This window comes from Niallia circulans NBRC 13626 (genome assembly GCF_001591585.1).
Taxonomy (GTDB): domain Bacteria; phylum Bacillota; class Bacilli; order Bacillales; family Cytobacillaceae; genus Niallia; species Niallia circulans.
Window position 1 is genome coordinate 213,637 of record NZ_BCVE01000004.1, and the last position, 26,681, is coordinate 240,317.

26 protein-coding genes are annotated in these 26,681 nt (G+C 34.9%); 11 read left to right on the forward strand and 15 right to left on the reverse strand.

Annotation, left to right across the window (positions count from 1 at the left end; all coding sequences use genetic code 11):
- Nucleotides 1–21: 21 nt before the first annotated feature.
- Nucleotides 22–1,242 (reverse strand): ABC transporter permease, encoded by a 1,221-nt coding sequence (locus tag BCI01S_RS07010; RefSeq protein WP_047943062.1) that lies wholly within the window; start codon nt 1,240–1,242, stop codon nt 22–24.
- Nucleotides 1,235–1,975, reverse strand: coding sequence for an ABC transporter ATP-binding protein (locus BCI01S_RS07015; protein ID WP_047943061.1), 741 nt, complete (start codon nt 1,973–1,975; stop codon nt 1,235–1,237). Before BCI01S_RS07015 ends, BCI01S_RS07010 begins: the two co-directional genes overlap by 8 nt.
- A 697-nt stretch (nt 1,976–2,672) precedes the next feature.
- On the opposite strand from BCI01S_RS07015, the gene BCI01S_RS07020 reads away from it, so the two are divergent.
- The 3 genes from BCI01S_RS07020 (at nt 2,673) to BCI01S_RS07030 (ending at nt 4,931) form a co-directional block, all read left to right on the forward strand.
- Entirely contained in the window at nt 2,673–3,095 is a 423-nt protein-coding gene (locus BCI01S_RS07020) for an HIT family protein (protein ID WP_061797558.1), read from the forward strand.
- A 309-nt stretch (nt 3,096–3,404) separates the two neighbouring features.
- A complete protein-coding gene (gene serC / locus BCI01S_RS07025; RefSeq protein ID WP_061797561.1) occupies nt 3,405–4,490 on the forward strand; it encodes a 3-phosphoserine/phosphohydroxythreonine transaminase in 1,086 nt (361 codons plus the stop codon).
- A gap of 90 nt (nt 4,491–4,580) precedes the next feature.
- Complete coding sequence (locus tag BCI01S_RS07030; RefSeq protein ID WP_047943058.1) at nt 4,581–4,931, forward strand: YtxH domain-containing protein; 351 nt, start codon at nt 4,581–4,583, stop codon at nt 4,929–4,931.
- Between the two features lie 122 nt (nt 4,932–5,053).
- On the opposite strand, the gene BCI01S_RS26170 is transcribed toward BCI01S_RS07030, so the two are convergent.
- On the reverse strand, nt 5,054–5,179 hold the full coding sequence (locus tag BCI01S_RS26170) for a hypothetical protein (RefSeq protein ID WP_268874801.1): 126 nt from the start codon (nt 5,177–5,179) through the stop codon (nt 5,054–5,056).
- 224 nt (nt 5,180–5,403) lie between these two features.
- Here BCI01S_RS26170 and BCI01S_RS07035 point away from each other — a divergent pair, with 224 nt between their 5' ends.
- From BCI01S_RS07035 to BCI01S_RS07045, 3 genes are all read left to right on the forward strand, one after another.
- Nucleotides 5,404–5,973 carry an HTH-type transcriptional regulator Hpr gene (locus tag BCI01S_RS07035; RefSeq protein ID WP_047943056.1) on the forward strand — a complete coding sequence of 190 codons (570 nt, stop codon included), beginning with the start codon at nt 5,404–5,406 and terminating at the stop codon, nt 5,971–5,973.
- A gap of 350 nt (nt 5,974–6,323) precedes the next feature.
- On the forward strand, nt 6,324–6,878 hold the full coding sequence (locus BCI01S_RS07040) for a DUF3267 domain-containing protein (protein ID WP_047943055.1): 555 nt from the start codon (nt 6,324–6,326) through the stop codon (nt 6,876–6,878).
- Between the two features lie 218 nt (nt 6,879–7,096).
- On the forward strand, nt 7,097–7,276 hold the full coding sequence (locus BCI01S_RS07045; protein ID WP_035416273.1) for a hypothetical protein: 180 nt from the start codon (nt 7,097–7,099) through the stop codon (nt 7,274–7,276).
- Nucleotides 7,277–7,380: 104 nt separating this feature from the next.
- Here the strand turns inward: BCI01S_RS07045 and BCI01S_RS07050 are convergent, their stop codons facing one another.
- The 11 genes from BCI01S_RS07050 to BCI01S_RS07100 form a co-directional block, all read right to left on the reverse strand.
- Nucleotides 7,381–7,470, reverse strand: a complete 90-nt coding sequence (locus BCI01S_RS07050) for a YjcZ family sporulation protein (protein WP_035416274.1) — start codon at nt 7,468–7,470, stop codon at nt 7,381–7,383.
- 88 nt (nt 7,471–7,558) lie between these two features.
- A complete protein-coding gene (locus BCI01S_RS07055) occupies nt 7,559–7,642 on the reverse strand; it encodes a YjcZ family sporulation protein (RefSeq protein ID WP_035416275.1) in 84 nt (27 codons plus the stop codon).
- A gap of 694 nt (nt 7,643–8,336) precedes the next feature.
- Entirely contained in the window at nt 8,337–8,531 is a 195-nt protein-coding gene (locus BCI01S_RS07060) for a sporulation YhaL family protein (RefSeq protein WP_047943053.1), read from the reverse strand.
- Nucleotides 8,532–8,690: 159 nt separating this feature from the next.
- Nucleotides 8,691–9,692 carry a 3'-5' exoribonuclease YhaM gene (gene yhaM / locus BCI01S_RS07065; protein WP_235844453.1) on the reverse strand — a complete coding sequence of 334 codons (1,002 nt, stop codon included), beginning with the start codon at nt 9,690–9,692 and terminating at the stop codon, nt 8,691–8,693.
- Between the two features lie 2 nt (nt 9,693–9,694).
- The gene (locus tag BCI01S_RS07070; protein WP_061797564.1) at nt 9,695–12,691 is read right to left on the reverse strand and encodes an ATP-binding protein; all 2,997 of its coding nucleotides are present in this window, start codon (nt 12,689–12,691) and stop codon (nt 9,695–9,697) included.
- 1 nt (nt 12,692) lies between these two features.
- Nucleotides 12,693–13,904, reverse strand: coding sequence for a metallophosphoesterase family protein (locus BCI01S_RS07075; RefSeq protein WP_061797566.1), 1,212 nt, complete (start codon nt 13,902–13,904; stop codon nt 12,693–12,695).
- Between the two features lie 130 nt (nt 13,905–14,034).
- Complete coding sequence (locus tag BCI01S_RS07080; RefSeq protein ID WP_061797568.1) at nt 14,035–15,282, reverse strand: ABC transporter permease; 1,248 nt, start codon at nt 15,280–15,282, stop codon at nt 14,035–14,037.
- On the reverse strand, nt 15,275–16,174 hold the full coding sequence (locus BCI01S_RS07085) for an ABC transporter ATP-binding protein (protein ID WP_047943048.1): 900 nt from the start codon (nt 16,172–16,174) through the stop codon (nt 15,275–15,277). The genes BCI01S_RS07080 and BCI01S_RS07085 overlap by 8 nt, the downstream gene beginning before the upstream one ends.
- Before the next feature lie 180 nt (nt 16,175–16,354).
- On the reverse strand, nt 16,355–17,653 hold the full coding sequence (locus BCI01S_RS07090) for an NCS2 family permease (protein WP_047943046.1): 1,299 nt from the start codon (nt 17,651–17,653) through the stop codon (nt 16,355–16,357).
- 217 nt (nt 17,654–17,870) lie between these two features.
- Nucleotides 17,871–19,382, reverse strand: coding sequence for a coproporphyrinogen III oxidase (locus BCI01S_RS07095; RefSeq protein ID WP_047943044.1), 1,512 nt, complete (start codon nt 19,380–19,382; stop codon nt 17,871–17,873).
- A 176-nt stretch (nt 19,383–19,558) separates the two neighbouring features.
- Complete coding sequence (locus tag BCI01S_RS07100; protein WP_047943043.1) at nt 19,559–20,425, reverse strand: Cof-type HAD-IIB family hydrolase; 867 nt, start codon at nt 20,423–20,425, stop codon at nt 19,559–19,561.
- A gap of 280 nt (nt 20,426–20,705) precedes the next feature.
- Here BCI01S_RS07100 and BCI01S_RS07105 point away from each other — a divergent pair, with 280 nt between their 5' ends.
- The gene (locus tag BCI01S_RS07105; protein WP_047943041.1) at nt 20,706–20,906 is read left to right on the forward strand and encodes an alpha/beta-type small acid-soluble spore protein; all 201 of its coding nucleotides are present in this window, start codon (nt 20,706–20,708) and stop codon (nt 20,904–20,906) included.
- A 131-nt stretch (nt 20,907–21,037) separates the two neighbouring features.
- Here BCI01S_RS07105 and BCI01S_RS07110 read toward each other — a convergent pair whose 3' ends face one another.
- Nucleotides 21,038–21,394: a YlbF/YmcA family competence regulator gene (locus BCI01S_RS07110; RefSeq protein ID WP_047943039.1), complete on the reverse strand. Its 357-nt coding sequence runs from the start codon at nt 21,392–21,394 to the stop codon at nt 21,038–21,040.
- A gap of 252 nt (nt 21,395–21,646) precedes the next feature.
- Here BCI01S_RS07110 and BCI01S_RS07115 point away from each other — a divergent pair, with 252 nt between their 5' ends.
- The 4 genes from BCI01S_RS07115 to BCI01S_RS07130 are packed head-to-tail and all read left to right on the forward strand — an operon-like array spanning nt 21,647 to nt 26,672.
- Nucleotides 21,647–23,035: a YheC/YheD family endospore coat-associated protein gene (locus BCI01S_RS07115; RefSeq protein WP_061797573.1), complete on the forward strand. Its 1,389-nt coding sequence runs from the start codon at nt 21,647–21,649 to the stop codon at nt 23,033–23,035.
- Complete coding sequence (locus BCI01S_RS07120; RefSeq protein WP_047943036.1) at nt 23,028–24,128, forward strand: YheC/YheD family endospore coat-associated protein; 1,101 nt, start codon at nt 23,028–23,030, stop codon at nt 24,126–24,128. The genes BCI01S_RS07115 and BCI01S_RS07120 overlap by 8 nt, the downstream gene beginning before the upstream one ends.
- Nucleotides 24,094–25,458, forward strand: coding sequence for a YheC/YheD family endospore coat-associated protein (locus BCI01S_RS07125; RefSeq protein WP_047943035.1), 1,365 nt, complete (start codon nt 24,094–24,096; stop codon nt 25,456–25,458). Before BCI01S_RS07120 ends, BCI01S_RS07125 begins: the two co-directional genes overlap by 35 nt.
- The gene (locus tag BCI01S_RS07130) at nt 25,455–26,672 is read left to right on the forward strand and encodes a YheC/YheD family endospore coat-associated protein (protein ID WP_047943033.1); all 1,218 of its coding nucleotides are present in this window, start codon (nt 25,455–25,457) and stop codon (nt 26,670–26,672) included. The genes BCI01S_RS07125 and BCI01S_RS07130 overlap by 4 nt, the downstream gene beginning before the upstream one ends.
- The last annotated feature ends 9 nt before the right edge of the window (nt 26,673–26,681 follow it).

The following is a 26,681-nucleotide window of genomic DNA, read 5'->3' on the forward strand; positions in this document are numbered from 1 at the left end:
AGGTTTAAGCTCCTCTTCTATTTATCCCTTTTTTACTTTTTTATTTATATAAAACGAAGTAAAGAAGATAATAAAAACAATATTAACTACTAAAGAAATCAAAGCATACATCCAATCTCCTTTTAAAGCAATAATTAGAGACAAAATGATTCCTTGGCAACTTAAAATCACAGCTAAGATTTGTTTAAATGATTTTTCTCTAGCAGAGGCTGCCACTGGATAAATTGTAATCCACAATTTATTATCATAGGCATTCCAAAGCGGCAGCAGCTGCAAGCCTGTTAAGAAAACAAATAATACACTTATGAATACTTGTCCAGGTCCAAAAGATAAGAAAAAGATGAAAATTCCACTTATCAATGTTAGCCGAACCGTTAAGCCGAAATAATCTCCTGCACGGACATAGGTTCTCCAGTATAAATGCGTAAATACCTTTTCTCTCGCAAAAGAAACGCGGCTGAATAATACATCTAGAAAACGTCTTCGTTTTATACGATTTCTTAAACTCGGTACCTCTGTAAACATATTGGCAAAGCGATAAAAAGAGGCTAGTCTTTTTTCATCTTGTTCAATTAAATATTCCCATTTTACGCCTTTATTGCTTGTCGCTTTCTGAAAGTATATAAGCAAGAAAGCCATAATTAGAAGAAGAGCAAGAATAAATAACGGAGACGAGTCAGCAAATAATAAATACAAAATAGCTAAATTAATCAAAAATCGTACAACACTATCTATATGATGATAACGCACATTTACATAGTATTGTATTTGCCAGCGAATCAGCAAATTAGCTCCTTTACTTATCAACAACACAATAAGTAGATACCAAAAGCGACTAAAATCACCACCGTGTACTTTTGCATATAACGGCATCAAGGCAGCAAGAATGATGACAAGCAAGTAGCCTTGAAGGACAAAACTAATCATCATGGATTGGAGAAAATACCTTTTCATTTTGGTTTCTACTGCAATTAAAAAGATCCGGTCAGCATCCTTTAAAAAAGTATAGGTTGGACTATTTGTCATAAAAAGAGTAAGGATAATGCTCATAATAAGCGCAACAGGGAAGTCATTCGAAATCGTTTTTAACCATGCTTGATAATAGAAGGCTCCAGTCCCTAGTAAAAAAACTAAAACGATGACAACATGGCCATTAAGAATATACTTTAAATATTGACTATATTCTTTCGCTGTCTGCCCAGCTCTCTCTCTCCATAACTGCTTCTCATTAAATTCAAACATGTTCTTCTTCCTTTGTAAGATAGATATAAATATCATCCAATGTTGCAGCTGGCATGTTAAAGGCTGTCCTTAATTCTTCCATGGTTCCTTGACTCTTTATTTGGCCTTCATGAATAATAATAATCCGATCACAATATCTTTCGGCTGTAGCAAGAATGTGTGTAGACATTAGAATCCCCGCTCCCCCATCCTTCATTTTCTTTAGTTGATCTAATAACGATTGAATCCCAAGAGGATCTAATCCGACAAATGGTTCATCCACTATATAGAGAGAGGGTTCCACTAGAAAAGCACACATAATCATTACCTTCTGCTTCATTCCTTTCGAAAAATGAGCCGGAAACCACTTTAGTCTTTTTTCCATGCGAAATTCTTTTAATAATATTTCCATCCGCTTTTGATAATCAGACTCTGACAAGCCGTATGCCATGGCAGTAATTCTTAAATGTTCTTCTAATGTTAATTCATCATATAAAATAGGCGTTTCAGGTACAAAGGTAAATTCCTTTCGATATGCCTCTTTATCGCCTTCAAACGTCTTGCCATTAATAAGGATTTCTCCTTTATGCGGCTCCATCAATCCAATGATATGACGAATAGTTGTACTTTTTCCAGCACCATTTAATCCGATTAAGCCAACCATTTCATTCGCATGAATAGAAAAGGAAATATCCTTTAAGACAGGATTCCGTGTATACCCTCCAGTAACATTCTTTATTTCTAACAACGCCATCTATTGTACCTCCAATATGTATTATCTATAGTTTAACAACATTCTTCCTTAAATAAAAATGATTGCACAGAAAAATTTTTATTTTCTTCGTATATAAAATCTTGTTCAGGATATTCTATTTATTGAAGGGGAGCACCAAAGAAATATTGCCGTATAACTCCAATATTAAATGAGGTGTTTGCAAAAGATTCTATACAGATTCTTTAAAAAAGCTTCCATTCGTTTATAAAAGGGGATGTTTGCCTTGCATAAGCAAGTTAGGAACAGAAGATCAGTAACACCAAGCTGCTTCATTACGAAAACAGCCTAATTCATTTCCACTTTGAAATGAGGTGTTTGTCGCAGACAGTCATCCATTCTTTATACGTTTTTGACATATAAAGACATTTTAAGGGGATGGTTCGTTTGAACAATGATCGATTTCTCTAAAGCTTAACACAATTCATTTTTTAAATGAGGTGTTTATCAAAGAGAAGAACCCTAAATAACGTTAAATAGAAGTTCTCTCCTTCATTAGAGGGTGTCCTTAAAAGGTATTCTTATTATGTATATCCATAGTAAAGAGGTTTATTCAAACTTCTCGCTTGGACAATCCATATAAGAGGATCCTTTCCAAGGCACCCTCTTCCTTTTGTTGTTCAATAAAATAGTTCCTGTGTTAAAATATTGATAATACATAATGAAGGAAGGTATTTTTATGAGTGATTGTATTTTTTGCAAAATAATTGCTGGAGAAATTCCGTCTAAAAAAGTTTTTGAAAATGAACATGTAATGGCATTCTTAGATATTAGCCAAGTTACTAAAGGACATACATTGGTGATACCAAAACAACATGTAAAGGATGTCTATGAATTAACTCCTGAAATTGCAAGCAATCTATTTGAAGTTGTGCCAAGTATTGCTTCTGCCATTAAAGAAGCTTATGCACCAATTGGTTTAAATCTCCTTAACAACAATGGTGAAAAAGCCGGACAATCTGTTTTCCATTATCATATGCACCTTATTCCACGTTATGGAAAAGGAGATGGTTTTGGAGCTGTTTGGAAAACAAATTTTGATGGATATTCAAATGAAGAGCTGACAGAGATTGCAGAAAAAATTAATTCTAAAGTAAGATAAGTCCATTAGCTTATTTTCTTGAAAAAACTTTCTAAAAAAATTCATATTTTCTAAAGCTATTTAATAATAGTTTCGTTTTTTATTGGAATACCGCTCCCTTCCTTAAAAACAACTACGAAGATTCTAGTATCTGGAAGGAAATATTTTTCTAATAGCATGAAAAAACAAAGCATCTTTTTGAAAAATTCTCACTTTTTCAAAAAGGTGTTTTTTTCATCTGTACAAATCAGCTAAATTTGTTAGTATAAGGGTAATCTTTTTGTCTTTAACGCTTTACTATTTGAAAAGTTAATTTAGGAGGAAAGAACGTTGAAAAGAGCATATAACTTTAATGCAGGTCCTGCAGCTTTACCAGAATGGGTTTTACACGAGGCAAAGGAGCATTGGTTAAATTTTAATGATACAGGTATGTCTTTAATGGAATTAAGTCACCGCAGCAAAGATTATGAAGCTGTACATAATGAAGCAAAGGAACTACTTACATCTCTGCTTTCTATACCAGATAATTACGAAATTCTTTTTTTACAAGGTGGAGCAAGTCTTCAATTTACAATGATACCAATGAACTTGCTTCCTAAAAGTCAAACAGCTTATTACGCTCTCACTGGAGTATGGTCAGAAAAAGCCATGAAGGAAGCCTCCAAGCTCGGTAATACGGCCATTTCAACTTCAAGTAAAAACGATAATTATACCTATATCCCTGACCATGAACAGATTAACATACCAGATGATGCAGCATATCTCCATATCACAAGCAACAATACCATTTTTGGCACCCAATGGAGCAGCTTTCCAAGCAATTTATCTGTCCCTTTAATTGCGGACATGTCGAGTGATATTTTAAGCACACCAATTGATGTTTCACAATTTGGAGTTATTTATGCTGGCGCCCAAAAAAACCTTGGCCCCTCTGGAGTAACTGTAGTGATCATTCGAAAAGATTTAATCAAAGAAGATCCTGCTTTGCCAACTATGTTAAGTTATCATACACACGCTAAAAATAATTCTTTATTCAATACCCCGCCAACTTTGGGGATATACCTTTTATCCCTTGTTCTAAAATGGGTAGAGAAACAAGGTGGAGTGGAAGGTATTGCTGCCATCAATAACGAAAAAGCAAAACATTTATATGAAGTAATCGATCAAAGCAATGGTTTTTATCGCGGCCATGCAGAAAAAACAAGTCGTTCTAAAATGAATGTTACTTTTACTTTGCAGTCAGAAGATCTTACAAAAGATTTCTTAAGTGAAGCAAAGGAAGCAGGATTTGTTGGTCTAAACGGGCATCGCTCTGTGGGCGGCTGCCGAGCTTCTATTTATAATGCCGTTCCCCTCGAACATGTAATAGCATTAAGTACATTTATGAAGGATTTTCAGCTCAAGTATCAACAATAAAAAGACTTTAGCTCTATAGAATTCCCTTTACAATAGTAATGATGGCTTGAATACGTTATAATGATGAAAAAAAGAGCGAGGTGCAAGCAAATGAGTGCAAAATCATTCTTATCAGGATTTTTAATTGGAGGAATCGCAGCCGGAATCACTACCTTATTAACTACTCCTTACTCGGGTAAAGAAGTAAGAAAAGCCTGCAGTGATAATGGAAAAGCTTTTCTTCAACATATTCAAGAATTAAAGTTAGATTTAAATGAGATAAAAGACTCTATTAAAACAGCTACAGTAGAAGGTAAAACGGTATTTAGTACTTTTATTGAAGATCTTAAGCTTTCTTTGGAAACATGGCGGGAAGAAGTAAAACCACATCAAGAAATACTTCAAAAAGAACTAGATGGGCTACAATCCACGATTAATGAGTTAGAAAATGATTTAAAATAATTTAATCGCTTTTACTATACAGAAAAGCTAAGAAAAAAGGAGGAATTCTAACATGAATTTCCTCTTTTTTTCTATTCGCTCATGTCCTTTCTTTTCATGTTATATTTTTTAACACTTTGATGTTAATTCTTATTCGCATATAATTTTTCATCACTCATTTTTTTTGTTTTTTCTTTTTTCACTTTTACATCTCTTTTATTATAATTTAATTTTTTATTCACTTTTTTTGGGACTTTTCCCTCCTCCATTTGTTTCCTCTTTGTCTCTAATTCTTATTTTATCCTTTCATTTTTGAGAGAAAATGTATAGACAACTTCTGAATTTTTATTTCTGATATTACATTTTTATGCAATAAAGCGCTTTCTTAAAAGAAAAATTCTTATTTCTAAAAATTTTGTTAATTTTTATCTTTATTAATTTTTGTTTTATTGGCATAATGTTTATAGATAACAGAAAAGTAGGTGAATTTTGGATGGATGAAAGTCAGATTTCTATGAAGGACGCTTTACTCTTCACACAAAGAATTGGACAACTTAGTAAAGCATTATGGAAGGCGATTGAGAAGGACTGGCAAAATTGGATTAAACCATACGATTTAAACATTAATGAACACCATATACTCTGGATTGCTTATCAGCTAAATGGCGCTTCTATTTCAGATGTAGCAAATTTCGGTGTAATGCATGTCTCAACTGCATTTAATTTTTCGAAGAAATTAGAAGAAAGAGGACTACTAGAATTCTCGAAAAAAGAAAATGATAAGAGAAATACGTATATTTGCCTTACGGACAAAGGGAAAAAAGTGTTTGTTCAAATTATGGAAGAATACAATCCAAGCAACAGTTCAGCTCTATCCGCCTCCTTACCAATCAAGAATTTATATGGAAAGTTTCCGGAGCTTTTAGACATAATGACTATCGTTAAACATATTTATGGGGACAATTTCATTGAAATTTTTGAGAAATCCTTTACTAATCTTGACGATATTTTGGAAGAGGATGAAGGACATTTAAAGCAAAAAGAACCAGTATTTACTAAATAGAGATAATATTAAATTGGGGAATAGGACTCCAGGTTTGGGACAATCTAGACCGGTGGTAAAAAAGATAAGAAGGCAGATTGCTTTCTTATCTTTTTTTCGGAAAATTCAAACAAAAATACATAGAGAATAGGTTTTCTTCTTCTTAGAATTACTAAATATAAAAAATGTCATAAATTTGTATAAAGAGACTATTGATTTTTTACTCTATTCATCGTAAAGTAGCAAGGTGAGTTCGCTTGATTAAAACGCAAGATAAGGCAAAGAAAAGATATTCTTCCAATTATTAGTTATTCAAGCAAGAACGTATCATCACAAGTAACTAAAAATTTCTCCCTATGGAGGGTATTAACATGAACTGTTGGAAGACTGTCCACTTCCATAAAAAATATGGAACTCAGCGCCTATTTATTTTGTCTACTATGACAATGATTGGTTGTTTTCTGTTTCTATATGTACCAATTATAAGCTATTTTGCACATAACAAACTTTCTGACGATTACTTTTTACTATTTATGGCAATGTTTTTACTTATGTATCCATTACACAAGCTGCTTCATTTATTACCTATGCTTCATTTAGGCGATAAAATAAAAAAAACTTGGACTAAGCATTTGCAAATTTTACCAATTCTTCACATTCAAGTTAAAGAACCAATTGGTAAAATGCAGTTTCTCTTTGCTTTAATTATTCCATTTGTTATCATTAGTGGAGTATTATTTCTATCTTGTTTCCTTTTTACAAGTTATGTTCATTATTTTTTAATGCTTTTCGCTTATCATACAGGGATTTGTGTTCCTGACTTTATTCGCATAAAAAATCTATGGCATTCTCCGCGCTCTTGTTATGTAGAAGAAAATGAGGATGGATTTGAGATATTAATAAATAATGTTAGTGAATTATCGTAAAAGAAGTCTATTATTGTTTTGTCGCTCATATAATGATATAAAACTAGATGGAATGTTGATTATTCTTTCTTATCGATAGATTATAAGGAGTCATCTAAGTTCTTTCCAGAACAAAATCTCCAAGTTTATATCAAAAAAGTTTATAATACTATCTTTTTATCCTTTTATTTGATAATGTAAATAACATACAATAAATTCCGCTTATAAGGAGGGAATCAATGATGATCTCCATTTTTATTATTTTAGCTATTTTTATTTTATATAATATTAATAGACTTACAAATGCTTTGTGTTTACAAAAAGAAATTCCTGAAGAAAAGCAGCCAAAAGTTTTTCGTACAATAAATGTTCTTATTACGATTCTTTTGATTTCTTCCTATGTAGATATTCTTTTTTAACAAACTCTATTTTCATTAATTAGAGCTATGTAGAAAAGAAGCAGTGTGTAGTTGGTAAGTAACCAACTATCGTACTGCTTCTTTTTATATTCCTTCAGGTCAACTTATAGCCAAGCTGCTCCGATGATTACTAATAAGATGAATAGTACTACTAATAAAGCAAAGCCTCCACCGTAAACTCCTCCACCAGACATGAAGATTCCTCCTCTCTTTATCGTTCCAGTTGTTTTTTGGCGCATCTAGGCAACCCCCTAGTAAGATTGCCGTTTATACGCTTATAGCTTACAGCCATGCAGCGCCAACGATAACTAATAAGATAAACAATACAACGATTAAAGCAAAACCTCCGCCGTAAACGTTACCCATAGTAACACCTCCTTTAAGGTTGCTACCATTTGTTCATTCATTTCATGGTGTTTCGGTTTTTCTTATTCTTTTATTTAATAGCTTAAGAGTCCTTTTATACATGCCCCATAATGTTTGCTCATATAAATCACACTAAGGCCCTATTGGTCACATCTTAAGAAGCTAGTTCTAAATAAAAGACATTGCTGTTAGGAACATTATTATGAATAGTCCACCCTTCTTACTGTCTTTTTTTCTCTATAAACCGTAACAACCTTCTGAATTTGCTAAGAGCGAATTCTTTAGAGCTCTTTTTCAAGCTCAATTTATCATATGTATTTGCCCTAATTTCGGAACAGGACATATACCCATTTTTTATAGGGATAGAAAGGGCAAGAAGATAGGGTTTAGATTACCCGCAAAAAAAAACAAAGGATCCTATCTACAAAATCCCTCCTAAATGAACCCCTGGTTAGGAACGAATCTTATACATGTCATCCTTTGTGATATTAAATAAGTAACCCTTCAGGCCTTATTCCCACCTATCATCTTCTAATTTCCATAAGATGTCCTTATTAACTTCGACCAAGTCTTACAAGATCAAAGCAACTACTTTCTACACATAATCTGAATTTTTTGGAGATATCCAGCCGCTTTCCCTAAAAGGTGCACCGATCTTCTCTATTTCAATAATTCTAAAATATCTACGTGCCATTTAATTTTCATATACTCTTTCTTCCCTATCTCTACGTTTTTTCTCTTCTTCTAACCTTTTCATGTATACCTCTCCTTCTCGTTCAATTATTTCATTTTCTGCTGCTCTATCCTCTTTCCCGGTTTTAACCGCCATAAAGGCACTAATCGCTATTCCTCCTAATACAAGAACAACCCAAAGTGGAATTCCTAGCATTGAAAATTTCCCCTTTCTAGTAATTTCTATCTTTTATTTCATCCTATGCTAGGAAAACTAGATTATTCCCTTGAACATAATTTATCTAGCTGGAAGTTAACTATATTAAAATCTCCCAACACAAAAAGGAAGAGAACCCATGGGAACTCCTCCTTAGTTTTATTTATGGAAAGTCGGCTTATAGAAAGAACGATTTTCTAACGGAAATACTCTTTCCGTAAATTCACCTGGTTTCACTCTATCTAACACACGATCTAGCATATTCATTTTGGCGTCTAAATTGTCAATATAGTGTAAGATTTCTGCTTCCTTAATTAACGGCGCTTTCGGGCTTCCCCATTCAGGTTTCCCATGATGGGATAATACTAAGTGTTGAAGTATTACTACTTCTTCTCCTCTTATCCCTAATTCATCTGCTGCTTTTCCTATTTCATTAATCATAATAGAAATATGTCCAAGCAAATTCCCTTCCAAAGTATAAGAAGTAGAAATCGGACCAGATAATTCAATTACTTTGCCTAGATCATGAAGAATGATCCCTCCATATAGCAAATCTTTATCCAAGCTCGGATAAAGAGAGGCAATCGCCTTCGCCAAATCAAGCATACTAACAACGTGATAAGCTAATCCAGAAACAAATTCATGATGATTTTTCGTTGCTGCTGGATATTGCAAAAACGCTTCTTGATGCTTCTTTACTAAATGTCTTGTTATTCTTTGTATATTAGGATTCTGCATTTCAAAAATGTAATGTGTAATTTTACTTAACATTTCATCTGTAGTTAAGGGCGCTGTTTCAAGGAAATCAGCCAATCGAATGCCCTCTTCTCCTGCTGCCACCTTAATTTGGCGAATTCTTAATTGCAGTTTTCCACGATAACTTTGAATATCTCCATTCACTTTAACAATCGTTTCCGGGCGATAGCTCTGCTCATCCATTTCTGTAGCATCCCAAAGCTTTGCTTCAATTTCTCCACTTTTATCTTGAAAAATAAGCGTCATAAACGGTTTTCCGTTACTTGCAATAGCCTTTGTTGCATTCTTTATTAATAAATATGATTCAAATTGCTCCCCAACTTCATACTGAAGTACTCCTTTTTTCTCCAACTCACTCTCTCCTTTATCTTTCTCTTTATTTAGTATAGCACGAAGTCCTTCCATCTTTATAAGCTTGTTTCTCTTTCCTCTGCTGGTAATACATGCAAGCTTTCATCGGGAAAATATTTTAGTAGATGACGGTGACAAGTAAAGAAAATCAGCTGATTTTCTTTACATTTCTGCAGTAATTGAATTACTTTTTCTGTACGTTTTTCATCAAAATTAACGAAGCTGTCATCAATAATAAACGGAAAACAAAAGCTTTTATAAAATGTTTGCGCCAAAGCAATGCGAATGGATAAGTAAAGCTGTTCGGTCGTTCCCTGGCTTAATTCCTTCGCTTCATAAAAAAGATGATGCTGACTCTCTACTAAGAACCCAGCTCCTTCTTCCTTTGGAACTATCCGAATATATTTCCCTTCCGTTAGAAAAGCAAGATTTTCCTCTGCCTGTTGCAGCATAGCAGGCAGCTGTTTTTGTTTATATTGTTCAACGGTTTTCGCTAACAGTTGTTTGGCTACAGCAAATTTTGCCCATTCTTTCACATCTTCCTTGAACTCCGACTGAGCTTGTTTAAAGGAATGCAATAAATCTGTATATGTCCCTCCGCCTTCAATTCTAGAAATGGTAAAGTTAATTGCAGCTGCCTCTTCTACGAGTTCCTGTAAGCGAGATGCTAATTTATCCATTTTCGTTTTCTTTTCCTCTAATTGCAGCTCGGGATTTAGAATTTGTTGATACAATGAAATATGTTCTTTTGATATATTAGTCATTTCTAATTGAACATTAATCGCAGCAAGTCTTTCTTTATATTTAGCTCTCTCCGTTTCCAAGATGGCTTTTTCACGAAATGCCTCTTCATCCGCAACACCTGCAAGGGAAAATAAAGCAGTCTTTTCTTCTACATAGCGATTATACTCTGTTTGATATTTATCCAGATTCTCTGATAGGTCTGTTTGCTTTGTCCGTAATGCTTCTTTTCGATCCGTTTTCTTTTTTTCTTCCTTTAGTGCCGTTTTTAAACGGTAGCACATATTAGCAATGGTATCTTTCTCATCTTCCAAAAACTGTATGAAGAAATTGCTGATCTTGCTAATAATTTCCTCACGCTCTCGATGAATCTCATCCAGTTCTTGATGATAAGAGTTTCTTTCTCTATCCTTTCCTTTCCATTCTTCAATTAATAAAAAGGCATCATATATTTGTTGTGTCGCAAGTTCATATGGAATTTTAAGTTCATCGGCCAATTGTCTTAACAACTTCTGATGGGAAAGAAAATCCCCTTCCCACTTTTCAAATCCCTCTAATACTCTCTCATAACTTTCATTTTGCTGCTCTAATTTAAATTGGAGCTGTGTGAATTTCTCTCTTCTCGTTGTATCCTCTTCAAGCCTCTGAGCTTCATAACGAGAAATGCCTTGTCCTTTTTCAAAGCTTTCGACCAACTGAGCCCGTTCTTCCTTAATAAGCACTAATCTCTTCTCTTTTTTGCTGATTTCGTTTTTAGCCAATTTTCTTCCAGACAGGAAAAATAACACATAAACAACACATACAACGATGCAAATAACGGTTATGAACCATTGCTCAAAAAACAAAGCTCCCGCTCCAGCCAGTAGAAGAAACAGCGTTAAAACACTAGTTATCATTGTATTATGCTTCAAGCGTTTCTCTTCTAACTTCCTCTGATCTTCCAATTGATTTATTTCTCTAGAAAGTAACTCTGCCTTTTCCTTGTTCCAGCTATATTGATTTTCTGTTTTTATACGTTCTTCTAATCTAGCTCTTTCTTCTTTTGGCAAGAGCTTCTGCTTATTCTCCTTTACTGCCTCTTCTAAAGATTCTAAAGCTGTTTGCTCATCCTTCAGCCGCTCGTCAAGCTCTTCTTTCTGCTCTTTTAATCTCCGTTGCTTAGAGGCTGCTTGTGCACATTGCTCTTTTATAAAGATGCTTGTATTACTTTCCCTCAATAATATTTCTTCTTCAATCGGTAGATGCAACTTACTCTTTAAACTATCAATATCTTCTTCTATCTTATTAACTTGATTTTCCACTTGCGTCTGCCGATTTTGTAATTGTTCATACACGGGGAACTTTTCTACGGCAAGTAAAATATTATTTTCAGCGATAAGAAGTTCTTCCTGTATAGGAATGCTTGCTATTTCTTGGTCCATTTCTTCCATCCGTGCTTCTATATGCCGGATTTCAGCTTCTACAGAAAGCAATTTCTCCTTCAATGCTTCCCATCTAATTAATCCATTTTGAGGAAACTTGAAGTCCTTGTAAGCAGCTAATTTTTGCTCTAACAATTCCTGCTCGCGGACCATTCCCCTAATTTTTATCCATTCTTCCAATAACCATTTTTCATGCTCTTCTTTTTTTAAATCTGCTTCTGTCAGCTGTCTTTCTTGTTCTATCTTTCTTTTCTTTGCAAGTAATTGTTCATATTGATTATTATCCTTCTCTGCACTTTTTAATTGGCTATGCTTATCTCGTAAAACTTGCAGTTTTTCATTAAGGACAGGCTTCTTCCCGCTAGGCTTATAGCGTATATCTAGTTCTTTCTGAAGCTCATTTTCTACTTTCAATAAGCGGTCAGAGCCAACAGCACCAGTGGAAAACAAAAATCGTCCCAGCTCTTCTCCTCTTAATTGCTGGACATTTTGCAATCCGTGTAAATTAAAAGAGAAGATTGATTGATAGAGAGCTTTATCGATTCCTGCTAATAGTTCATCTAAAAGCTCCTCTTGTCCTCTTCTCCCATCCTCTAAAGTAACTGTCACGTCCCCTGTAGCTTTTCCTTTTACACGTTCGATTGTTGTTAGTCCGAATTCTGGAAAATAGATGTCTAATTTCCCGCCATATTTATGCTGCAGCTTTGGCTCATAGCGTAATTCTGTTTGCTGTTTTGTTGGGAAGCCGAATAAGATGCTATGAATAAAACTCATAATGGTCGATTTTCCTGCCTCATTTTCTCCATAAAACACATGGATGGGGGAGTTAATGGAAAACGTTATATTTTCTAGCTTTCCATATCCGTAAATCGTTATTTTCTTTAATTCCACATTAGCTGCCTCCCCTCTTCACAAGCATTGTCAGCAGTAAATCTTCTGCCTCTTCTGCTAATTCTTGTTTTTCTTCAGCTGTAAGCTCTTCTAAAAAGCGATGGGCCTTTGAATGCTGAAATAAAGGTGCAACTGCTTCATTCACTAGTTCGAAATCCTTTGTTACAGCAAATAATTCTTCATAAAATGCCGATTCCCTTAACAAATTCTCTTTTAACCATTCTATATTTTCCTGTACTTTTATCGAGTTAATCCAGACAAAGAAGTCTGCCTCTATCTCCTCTTGCTGAAGGATCTCCAATAAATCAGAAGCTAGAAAAGAGTCTTGTAAGCGCAGTTGCTCTATCTCTAGTGAAATAATGTAAGAATATTTCCTATCTCCTATTGCATCCATTTCTTTCCGACAGAGCTTGTATAAATCATCAAAGGTATGGACAGAGCTGGCATCTATTTTCACATTCTTCCAAATCACTTCCGATGTTGGGATAAATTCTAAGCTGGCATCCCCATCGCTTAGTTCCACATAGTAGCATCCCTTTACTTCTGTTTCCTTTTTATGTCTTCCTTGTGTGTTTCCTGGATAGACAATCGGGGGAACAGACTCTAACAATTCCCGTTTATGGATATGTCCCAATGCCCAATAATCCATTTTTTTAGCAAGCAAATCACTCACTTGAAAAGGAGCATAGGCACTGTGTTCAGTCGATCCCTCTAAATTGCCATGCAAAATTCCTATATGAAAATGCGCATCATCGCTTCGTTCGTATTCATCAATTCTTCGCTCTTTAATATGTCTTGTTTCGTAACTAAACCCATAGAGATTCGCCGATAAATTATTTTTCACATATTTTTTTACTGTTACCATTGATGGAAAAACATGAACATTAGGAGGCAATTCTATTTGTACCCAGCTTCCATTTAAGTGATCATGATTTCCATGTATCAGATACACTTCTATTTGCTCTTCCTCTAAGCGAAGCATTTCATTTCGAAAGCGAATTTGCGCTTTTATACTTCTATCTTCCCCATCATATATATCTCCGGCAATAATTATAAAGTCTACTTTTTTGCTGATGGCTGCATCAATAACCTTTTTAAATGCAGTAAACGTACTTTCTTTTAGTTTGTTATGTATTGTTGTAGGCAAATTCTTCAATCCAACCATGGGGCTGTCTAAATGTAAATCTGCACAATGTATAAAGGATATTCCCATACTCTCACGTCCTAAAACTATTTGCTTCTATTCTACCATGCTAAAAATACGAATGCACGTTCTTATCCTTATTTGCTGCTTGTTTTTGGATAATAAAAAATGCCCCACTTATTATGAGGCATTTTCCGAATTATTCTTTTTTCGTTAGCTGCAGGGCTTTTTTAATATCTTTATAAGAGTTAGATTTTCCGTACATAAGAACTCCGCCTTTATATACTCTTGCACCAAAAATAGCAAGAATCATAATGGTTGCCACTAAAACAACAATTCCTAAAATAGGTTCCCAAACTGGCAAATTCAGCATTCCTACTCTCATAAACATAAGCATTGGTGTAAAGAATGGGATATAAGAAGTAATTGTTACAAAAGTGGTATCAGGTGCGCTTAATCCGAACATCGCAATCATAAATCCGGCCACAATTAATAATGTCATTGGCGTTATCATTTGCTGCACATCTTCAATTCTACTTACAAGCGAACCTAGCAATGCAGCCAGAGTGGCATATAGGAAATAACCTAAAATAAAGAAGATAGCTGCATAAATAATGGTGCTTACTGGCACCTCGCTAAATCCGAGGAATCCTTCCACCGAACCTAGGCTTTCATTGCGAGTTAATGAAAAATAACCTACAAGCATCAATATCGCCAGCTGTGTTAAGCTTAATAATCCGATTCCAAGAATTTTGGCAAACATATGCTTAATTGGAGATACACTTGAAATTAAGATTTCCATTACTCGGGATGATTTTTCAGTCGCCACTTCTGTCGCTATCATATTGGCATATAGGATAACGGCAAAATATATTAAAAATAAGAGAACATAGACTAACCCTCTAGCCTGGTTTAATTCTTCTTCTGTCTTTGCATCTTTCTCAAGAGCAATTTTTTCAAAAGCAACGGGTTCATTCAATTTCGTAAGCTGCTCATTCGTTAAATTGAGTTGATTCGCTGCTAATTGACTTTTAACCATTTGAATACTGTTGGTAATATTATCAGAAATAGTTGTTTCTGCAATATCCATTGTATAATAAGTCGCTATAGGTAATTTACTTTCATCCATATCCACTATCAGTAAGCCACTATACTTTCCTTCTTCTACTTCTTGTTTAGCTGCTTCTTCACTGTCCTTATAATCAACTAATTTTAAATCTTCATTTAACGTCTCTGTCGCCTCTTGAATTGCTGGTAATAAAGAATTGCTTTGATCAATTACGGCTACTTCCGTCTTTCCTTCATCACTAGAAAAAGTATCGATAATGGTAGTAATATTTGTTAGTGCAACCACAAATATTAAAGTAATAGCCGTTGTAATTAGAAATGATTTCGTTTTGAACTTACTTAAAAAGGTATGAAATAAGATAACCCAAAAACTATTCAAGAGAAGCACCTACCTTTTCGATAAAAATATCATTTAAAGAAGGCTCTTCTAATGCAAATTTGCGAATAAAGCCTTTTCCAACTATATCATTTAAGATTCGCTCCGCAACTTCTTCTCCTTCAATTTGCAGAGAAACACCTTCTGCTGTTTCTTTTAATTTTAATACGCCTGGATAGCGAATTAAATGTGTCAAATCAAAATCAGCATGTATGGTTACATTCTTCTTCCCAAAGCTCCTCTTAATATCCTTAAGCGAGCCATGAACAACAGGCTTTCCTTTATGCATGATACATAGATGCTGGCATAATTCCTCGACATGCTCCATCCGGTGACTAGAGAAAACAATACTTGTTCCTTTATTTTTCAAATCTACTACAGCACTTTTTAACTGCTCCACATTTACTGGGTCTAACCCACTGAATGGCTCATCTAAAATTAGTAGTTTAGGCTTATGTAAAACAGCACTAATAAATTGAATTTTTTGTTGGTTTCCTTTGGAGAGCTCCTCAACTTTTTTATCCATGTATTCAGGAACCTTAAAGCGGTTTAGCCAATATTCTAGCTCACTTAATGCTGCTTTTTTTTCCATGCCTCTAAGTCTCGCTAGATAGATAAGCTGATCTCGTACTTTTAGTTTTGGATATAGACCTCGCTCTTCCGGCAGATATCCAATATATGGACTTGTTGAGTAATTAATCGGCTTACCATCCCAAGTTATTTGTCCTGCTGTACTTTCTAATATTCCTAAAATCATGCGAAAAGTTGTCGTCTTTCCTGCTCCATTTCCTCCAAGAAAGCCGAACATTTCATTTTCAGGAATCGAAATAGATAAATCATCTACTGCTGTGAACGAACCAAATTTTTTTGTCACGTTTCTTAGCTCTAATGACACAAAATCCCCTCCTCACTCTTTTATACGAATAGAACAGTAAAAGGTTTCAATGAATATTGGCTATTATTTGTAGGAAATACAAAATGCTTAAACATTTAGTGGAATAGAACGGAGTTATGTTGATTTTCATAAAAAAAGCTGCTGTTTACTCCATTGAGTCTCTAGCAGCAGCTTTTTTCTTTAATGTGGTAAAAACACTAATTGATAAAGGAATAATACGGCAAATACGTAAACGAGTGGATGAACCGTCTTTCCCTTTCCTTTTACTAGCTTTAATAATGGATAAGAGATAAATCCAAGAGCAATTCCTGTTGCGATGCTTGATGTAAGCGGCATGCTTAGGATGACTATAAAGGCTGGGAATGCTTCATCAAACTCTGACCATTTCACATCACTTATTGCCCCCATCATCAAGCTTCCTACAATTATTAGGGCTGGAGCTGTAATAGCAGATAAACCAGAAATGCTGCTCACTAAAGGAGCAAAAAAGGCAGAAATAATAAATAAAACCGCAATTGTAACACCAGTTAAACCAGTACGGCCGCCTGCTGCAACACCTGATGTCGATTCAATAAAAGCAGTGGTTGGGCTTGTCCCAAACATTGCGCCAACAGATGTTCCAAGTGAATCAGCAAGAAGTGCCTGCCTTGCTTTTGGAAGCTTATTATTTTTTATTAATCCAGCTTGCTCAGCCACCCCAATCATCGTACCAGTGGTATCAAAAATCGTTACCAATAAAAAGGAGAAAACGACAGCGTACAATCCATGTTGAATAACATCGCCAAATGCTGAAATTGGATTGCTAATGATAAGGCCTTCTGGTAAATGCGGGCTTGCCATAATTCCATTTTCAAAGGATAAGTAACCAGTAAAGTAAGCGATAATGCTTGTTACAATCATCCCAATAAATAACGCACCTTTCATATTCAGACTAAACAGAACAATCGTAATAGCTAAACCAATAAGGGCGATTATAACAGTGGGAGACTGAAGATCTCCTAGTCCAACTAGATTTTCTGGATTGGCAACAATAATTCCCGTTTGTCTCAACCCGATAAATGCTATAAATAAACCAATACCAGCTGTTATTCCATGTTTCAAATTATCTGGAATAGCTTGAATTAACTTTTCTCTAAATGATGTTAATGACAAGATAACAAAAATAATACCGGCAACAAATACTGCAGACAGTGCTACCGTATAATCGACGTTATTATTTCCAACAACCGAAAAAGCAAAGTATGCGTTTAACCCCATACCCGGTGCAATAGCAATAGGATAGTTTGCAAATAAAGCCATCCACAATGTCCCGATAGTAGCTGCTATGATGGTTGCTAGGAATACTTGGTCAAATGGAATTCCTGCTTCTTTTAAAATTCCTGGATTGACTACTACTATGTAAACCATTGTTAAGAAAGTTGTGAATCCTGCCATTAACTCTGTTTTCACAGTTGTATTATTTTCCTTTAACTTAAACATGAAAGAACCTCCAAAAAACGAACATTTAAAAACAACATTATCTATGTTATTCGTTTTTACTGCAAAAAGCAACTATTTTTCTCGATCGAAAAATGGCAATTTAGTGAAATACCTTTATTAGTTTGACACCAGTCTTTCTTTTCCATACGAAAATAATTCACAGAAACAAAAAAAATCTACCAGAACGGAAATAGTTCTAATAGATTTTTAATGATCCTTATTTAGATGCTTCTAATGAAAAATGTTCATTTAACAAAGCAATTTTTTTATCTGTATATTCCACGAAACTTTCATTATATGTTTTAGGATGCTTGGGATTAGAGAATTGGGTAATCTTCCCCGTAACAGGATGAATAAACTTGCTGGACGCTCCACAGCCTACACCAATAACCGTCTGCAGTTCTTCCATCATCATAATATTATAGATACTTTCCTGGTTTTTCTTCGAATAGCCGACATTCTCTAAATTTCCTAGAATATTTTTCTGACGGTATAAATAGTAAGGAACATAATCATGTTTCTCTGTCCATTCTTCCGCCATCTTCATCATTTCCTGAATTTCCTCTCTATCTGCTACCTTGTATCTGGATTTATTACGCGTCATTTCAGACGCACGTTTAAATGACAGGGTATGAACAGTCAGTGATTCAGGCATTAACTCTTCTGTTTTATCAAGAGAATATTGAAATTCCTCCACACCTTCACCTGGAAGTCCAATAATTAAATCCATATTAATATTATTCATGCCATGCTTACGTGCTAAATGATATTTATCAATTGTTTCTTCTACTGTATGATGCCTGCCAATCGCTTTTAAGGTTTGTTGTGTATACGATTGGGGATTAATACTAATTCGATCGATATTGTATTTTTTTAACACTTCCAGTTTATCTGGCGTAATCGTATCCGGTCTGCCTGCTTCAACCGTGATTTCACGAATGTTTTCTACATTTGGAAAAGAATCATGCATACGCTCATAAAGCATGTCCATTTCTTCGGCTGAAATACTTGTTGGTGTCCCTCCACCATAATAGACGGTTGTTATATTAATATTTTTTTCTTTCAGCCAGTCCCCTATCTTTTCCATTTCATAATGAAGACCGCCTAAAAAGGAGGAAACAGAGCCTTGTCGTCCATTAATGGCATACGCTGGGAACGTACAGTAAGCACATTTTGTCGGACAAAACGGAATTCCAATATAGATGCTTACTTCTTTTTTCAAATCATATAAATCAGGAATCACTGCTAGTTGGCGATCAATGATTTTCTGCATGAGCTCGATTTTTTCATCGGACATTAAATATTCCTCACGAAGAGATTGATGCGCCTCTTCTATCGGTGTTTGCTTTTGCATATGACGATGAAGAAGTTTTGTTGGGCGAATGCCCGTTAAAATCCCCCATTTCTGCACCATACCTGTATACTCTTGCAGCATTAATAAATAACTTTTGGAAATGGCTTTTTTCATTTGCTTAAATATTTCTTTATCCGTTAATTGACTAAGATCTGCATGGCCGTTACATATAGTTTCTTCTTTTAATTCCTTGAGCTTGCCTTTTACGATAAATTCATGTCCAATAATTTCTGTTTCGAACTCAACATGAAGGTCTGCCTTTTCTTCTGGTTCCCTATAAAGCACCTTTGTATCTTCAAAAAACAAATTGCCTATGTGCTCTAACGGCCTAATATAACGTTCATCTGTTAACCCTTTTATATATATTTGTTTCATCGTTATTTTTCAACTCACCTTTTATTCTGAAATATTATCATGCTTTATTTAACCAATTATACTGTAGTGTAAAAAAAATAACTAGAAAGGTCAAAAGACTTTCTGTTAGCTATTCAAAAAAAGGGAACAGGAGAAGTCTCCGTATGACTTCTCCTCTATAAAAATATAAATAATAGCTATTTTATAATATTCATCTTGCGCAAAAAATCAATGGGATGCTGTTTACGGAAATGTTCCTTGACCATATAAGCAACCCCTTCTTGATCATTAGATCTCGTTACCCAGTCAGCCGCAATTTTCAACTGATTTGGAGCATTTCCCATTGCCACACCAAGACCTACTGCTTCAATTACCTCTAAATCGTCTAAGCCGTCTCCTATGGCAACCATTTCGCTGCTCTTTATTCCAAGCTTCTCCCCTAAAAGTAACAACCCGCTTCGTTTCGATACACCAGCTGGTAAAATATCTAGACGCAGCTCATTATGTTGAACAATATGGATATTGTCAAACATCTTTTCAAGCACTTCTTTTGCATCCTGGCAGTCTTTTTTCTCTTCAAAATAAACTTCCATTTTGGGCGGACTTACTGGTTCTTCTAATAAAACATCACTTAAAACATCGACAAATTGGTGGGAATAAAAGACTGGATCTCCAGACGACAAGACCGTTTTTGCAAGCATGTTATGATGGAGTTTTGATTTGTTAGCTAGTGAGAATTTTTCATGCACTAAACGAATTTGGCATATGAATCCTTCTAAGAATCGGACAATATCTGATGTAAGGTCTTCTGCGATTCGTTTAACAAAAATAGTATCATCTTCATGATTGGCCACTAATGCTCCTTCGTGTGCCACGATGTAACTATTTAATTTCAACGCTTTTGCCACCTTTTTCGCAGAGGGCAAGCTCCTTGCGGTTACAAGCGTTACATAAATTCCCTTTTGCTGTACATATTCAATCGCCTCTTTCGTCGCTTTCGTTAAGCGCCCATTTGATTGAAGGAGAGTACCATCGATATTTAAAGCTAGTAAGCGATATATCATAAATTTCCCCCATTTCTTCGATGTATTGTCTTTATATATCATTTATGTAGAAAACAAGCATAATAGAACTTTTGAGGGAAGATTAAACAAAAGATGTATGGATTTATTCTAGTAAGATTTTGCAATGTAAGGGTTGGTTGTTAGATAGTAAAATCTAATCCATTCTGGTATCCATCTCTATGGAAAAAATTTCTTTTTACTTTTTTGAATAAAATAGGTCATTTTTTTTAAAATAATAAACGTAACACAAATTAAATTACTCAAGGAGGAAACATTCATCATGGCAAATAACAATTCAAATCAATTATTAGTTCCTGGAGTATCTCAAGCATTGGATCAAATGAAATATGAAATTGCATCAGAGTTTGGAGTAAACCTTGGAGCTGAAACTACTTCACGCGCTAACGGTTCTGTTGGTGGCGAAATCACTAAAAGATTAGTACAAATGGCTGAGCAACAACTTGGCGGCAGCAGATTCTAAGTAATAATTAAATAAATTTGGCTAAATGGAGGACGGCGCCATGCCGTCCTCTTGTTTTATAAAAATAGCAAAAAGAAAGACATCCCGCTACAAAAAAAACCCCTACTAAAAGTAGAGGAGTTTTGCCAGTATTATTGTTGTTGAGCAGGACCATAAAGCTCTTCTAATGGTTTCATGATGATTTGGTTCAATTCACCAATTAATACGCTCATACGTTGTTCTGCTTCCATCAGTTTCGAAATACTTTCGTGTTGTTGAACAAGTGCTACTGTTTTTTGGGCTTGTTCTACTTCTTCTTGTGTAATTTCCTGACCAGACATTTGCTTTTGCTGAAGCTGTAATTGAATATTACGGAAATTATCAAACATTGCTTTCGCAGAAGGATCTCCATTTACCGTATCATACATCTTTTTCAATTCTGTATATTCATCACTTTGACGAATCGCTTTCTCTAAAGCATTAGCAGGATCATGTAAATTTACTGCCATTTAAACAACTCCTTTTCATTAACAATTGACTCCACTATAACAAACTATGCATCATAATACCAGAAATACCTCTATTTCAGAAATTCAAGAAAGCTTCTAAAAACTTATATATGCTGTTCTTCCCATCTAATCGATAAATCTTTTTCCTATGTCTTTCACAACTCTGCTCATCTTTCATAAGATATATCAGCACCAAAATAGGCGAATATCCGTATTGCCTCTTCATAACTTGAAAACAAATGGGGAATCTGGATGACTCTGAAATTTTTGCAACTAACAAAAAAAGATGATTTTCAAAAAACATTAAAAGGATTATCTATTGCAATCAGTCCCTCTTTATTAAAATTTTTACAAGTGGATCTCCATGATGCCGTTTATGTATGTATAGCTAAAATGCTTATTCCAGTAAATGTACAAACACATTCTCTTGAAAAACAAGATATTGTTTTTAGTACAGATTTAGAAAAAAACTTGCCCATTCCTAAAGAAATCAACACCTATCTTCTGCCCTATTATCACAAGAATCAAATAATCCATTTAGGCCCTGTTATTGGTATATTAACAGAAGTGAACGACGATAAAGAGGATATTTCTTTTCCTGCTATTCAACATCTATGCAAGGAATTGACGGAAGAATTAACGCAAATAGGCGGATTCTTTTATCTGTTCGGATTACAGCATGTTCAAGATGATTTCGTTCACGGTTATTTTTTTGCTAATAACACCTGGTCTAAACAACCATTCCCTTATCCGAATGTTATTTATAATCGCCTTCATTCGCGAAAGGCAGAGGCAAGTACTTCTTTTTTGAAGCTCAAAAAAATATTAGAAGACAAAGAAATTCCTATTTTTAATAGTAAATTTTTTTCAAAGGATGAAACATATCAACTTCTCGTTAAAGATGCAGCAGCTGCTCTCCATTTACCGGTAACGGAGCCTTTAACTGCTGAAAACTTACACTTTATGCTAAAGCATTTTCCAGTTCTCTATGTGAAACCTGTTCATGGAAGCCAAGGCAGAAATATCATTCATATTGAGTCCATTAACAATAATTATATTGCTACCATTTCTTCTGGAAAAAAGAAAGGAAAAAGCCAGCTTTTCACGGAAGAAAAAAAACTCTGGAAATGGCTAGAACGCTATAGTAAGAGAAGATCCTATATTTGCCAGCAAGGAATAGACTTTCAAAAATGGCAAGGGCGCGCCCTTGACTTTCGTATTCTTTGCCACAAAAACTACCAAGGGAACTGGACGATAACATCTACCGTTGCTAGGATTGCCCAAAAGAATGCAATTGTTGCCAATCTTGCCCAAGGCGCAGAGATGAAGCCTGCAAAAGCTGTGTTAAATGAATTGCTGCATACAGAAAATGCAGAACAAAAATTAGAGGAATTAAAAATATTAGCAATCAAAATTGCCAATCTCCTCAATAAAAATACAGATGGATACTTAGGTGAACTTGGAATTGACATCGGTATGGATAAACAAGGACACTTATGGATCATTGAGGTAAACTCTAAACCTTCTAAGAAATTAGAGGAACATATTGAAAAAACAAGGCCATCCACAAAAGCTTTACTTGAATATTTTATTACACTTTCCTTTTCCCCTTGTTTAAAGGAGCTATCAGACGATGAATAATTTCGGGATCATGTCATTATCCCTCGACCATGAAAATCATTACATTCACCAAATCGCAAAATATGGAAGGGATTTCGGATTTACTATTTATCATTTTGTCCCTTCTACTTATCATCCCTTTACACATACCGTAAAAGGAAAACAATATATACCAGATTCAGATAGTTGGATAGAAGCAGAATTTCCAGTTCCTTCTATTCTATATGATCGCTGCTTTTATCATGATGATTCACATTCCATTCAATGCAAAAATATTATTCAGTGGCTGAAAAAACAGCCAACAATTACCTTTCTCGGCAATGGATTGCCAAATAAATGGAAACTATACCAAATATTATGCGAGTCAGAACTTTCTGCATATATTCCTGAAACTTTTCTCTTACAATCAGCCAAACAAATAAATTTTCAACACTTAAATCCCGTCATTATTAAACCAATAAATGGTTCTCAAGGAAATGGACTTTATTTTATTAGAAAGCAAAATAATGAAATCTTAGTTAGAACAGATAAAAAAGAAAAAACAATAGAAAAAATATTTTCGGATCGGGTGACTTTTAATAAATGGCTTGACCAGCTTTTAAATAGAAACGCTTATATCATGCAAGCACATCTTCCCCTTGCTAACAAAGAAGACCAGCCATTTGATATTCGTGCTTTTCTGCAAAAAAATCCAAACGAAGAATGGAACATTATCGAAAAAGGAGTCCGCATTGGCGAAAAAGGAAGAATTATTTCTAATTTAAGTGCTGGTGCGTCGATTTTCCCATTTGAAGATTGGTTTCAAACTGCTCACTTTCCATTAAAAGGCTTTCTTAAACAAGAGATGGAGGAAATTCTTACTCTCCTTCCTTCTATTTTAGAAAATTCCTTCTCTGCATTATTTGAGATTGGCGTAGATATTGGCATTTCACCAAATGGGTCGTTATGGATGCTTGATGTAAATTCAAAACCAGGGAGAAAGGTAATCATGACAGCATATCCACATCTATGTGAAAAGCTCTATAAAGCCCCAATCCTTTATGCTGCTAAACTTGCTGATGAAAAAAGGAGGAATCGAGATGAAGAAACTATATCCTATCGAAATAATCTCTAACAGCGAACATACTGTCTACTTACCAACGGACTTTGAAACAAATAAAAATTTGAAAATGATTGCATTTGGAGCCGTCAGCAAAGAAGCCACTATAAAAAAACATAAAAAATCAAAAAATATGATAGGCATTAGTTCCGATCTTTTTAAAGATTTACTACTGCCTTCCAGCAGTTCAAATGTGCACTTATTTTCAGATGACGAAACCATCTATATTGGACCACTCGTAGGCATATTCACTTCAGGCTTTTCAACAATTAAAGTTCGCCCAATCGGAGATCGTTCGATTCTATTTTCTAAACTTCTTTCTGTCCAAAAAACAGTTGGAGTCATTGCTTTCCTATTTGGAGAGCAGCATATTAATTGGGAAACAGGAACGATTCATGGACTATTTTATGAAGATGGCTGGAAATCAGTAGAGGTTCCTTTTCCTAATGTCGTTTATGACCGTATCCCAAATCGCCGAATTGAAAATCTCCACCGAATCCAGACCGTTAAAACCCGATTACAGAAAGAATATTCTATATCCTGGTATAATCCTGGCTTCTTTAACAAGCTCGATATTTATGAACGGCTTCTTCAGGATGACAGTATTTCCGATTATTTGCCTGAAACCCATGCACTCACTAATTTTTCTGTCATTGAAAGAATGCTGAGCAACTTTGGCAATGTTTATATCAAGCCTAAAAATGGAAGCCTTGGTAAGGGAATCTACCAAATACTATTTGATAAAAAGGATGGCTGCTATTATACTCGCTTTAAAGATGAGGAGCAGGGCAATCGCTTGATGAAATTTGATCATTTAGAAGGATTAATGAATCACTTATTTGAAAATCAGAATTTATCTCATTATATCGTTCAACAAGGTATTCACTTAATTCGTTCAGAAAAAAAATCAGTTGATTTCCGTGTGCATACCAATAAAAATAAAGATGGCAAATGGGAAATGACGGCAATGGCCGCAAAAATTGCAGGCACCGGCAGTGTTACCACTCATCTTAATAATGGTGGTACGGTTAAAGCAATCGAGGAATTAACCAATACAGATCTTAATTGCGAAGAAATAAGCAATAAACTATCTAAGGCTTCCTTGCAAATAAGTAAGGCCCTGGAAAAACAAATGGAAGGATATATCGGAGAAATCGGCTTTGATTTAGGATTGGACCGAAAAGGACGCGTATGGTTATTCGAAGCCAATGCAAAGCCGGGAAGAAGTATTTTTAAGCATCCTTCTCTTAGAAAATTCGATTTAGAAACACGCAGAAAATCACTCGAATACGCAGTCTTCCTAATGGATCAAAGTATTAAAAGTCTTGAGGATATCTACCAATGAATATTTTTTATGATTCCGAAAAAGAATGTTGGTACACAGCCTCGCGGGACACTTACTTTTTTGGGACATCTAACATGCGCTTAGCTACTTCAAAGCCAGCTGCCAACCATGCAGCTTTCCCAATTGTCCCACACGAAAATAAGGTTGGTCCATTAATCGGAATTATGATTGCAAGAAATAAGCATAATAAATTAATTGGAAATGGAGAGCTCTTTAAACAGCTACAGGAAAAACTTCAACACCATGCAGGAGGAATTATCGTTATCTTTCCTCCTGAAAACTTACAGACAGAAAAACTAACGGGATATATATTTTGTTCCAGCAGAAACAGTTGGATAAAAGCGATTACTCCGTTACCAAACATCGTCTATAATCGTGTTCCTTTTCGAAAAACAGAGAAGCAGGAACCCTTTCAGACAGCCGTATCTTTATTGAAAGAACAAGAAATCCCCTTTTTTAACGCTTCATTTATTAATAAATGGGAGCTTCATCAATTATTTCGTGATTCTCCCTTATTAAAAGAGCATTTGCCTAAAACCATTCTTTTAAAGCAGAAAGAAGACTTTGCTGATTTTCTGCTTACGTATAAAAATATTTATTTAAAACCAGTAGAAGGCTTTAAGGGGAAAAATATTTACCGTATCAGATTAAAACAAAACGATTCTATCCATGTCAGTACAACCGAGGAGACCAAATACTACTCTACTTTAAATCAAGTCTGGGAACAGTATCAGCAAGATTGGCTCCAAAGACAGTATTTGCTCCAAGAAGAAATTGACGGAGCTTTATACAATGGAAATCGCTATGATTTTCGCCTATTAGTTACCTTTGAAGAAAATCACTATGTCCTTACTGGGGTGGGGGTGAGACAATCAACCCAGCAGAATGTTACAACCCATATACCTTCCGGCGGAAAATTACTTTCCTATCAGGAAGTACAACAAAAAGAGCATGACTTATTTTTCCAAAAAATAGTTGATCACTGTGGAATCTTGTTAACGCAAAAATATGGTTTTACCGGAGAATTTTCCATCGACGCCTGTGTTGATAAGAATGGCCGGTATTATCTTTTCGAGATTAATGCCAAACCAATGTTATTTGACGAAAAAGAAATTGAAGAAAAACGATGCCAGCAGCTAATAAAGCTTTTTTATTCATTAACTAATTTCCCCTTTCAGAATAAATCGCAGGAGATGACCCATCCTAAAACTTAGGAGGGATTA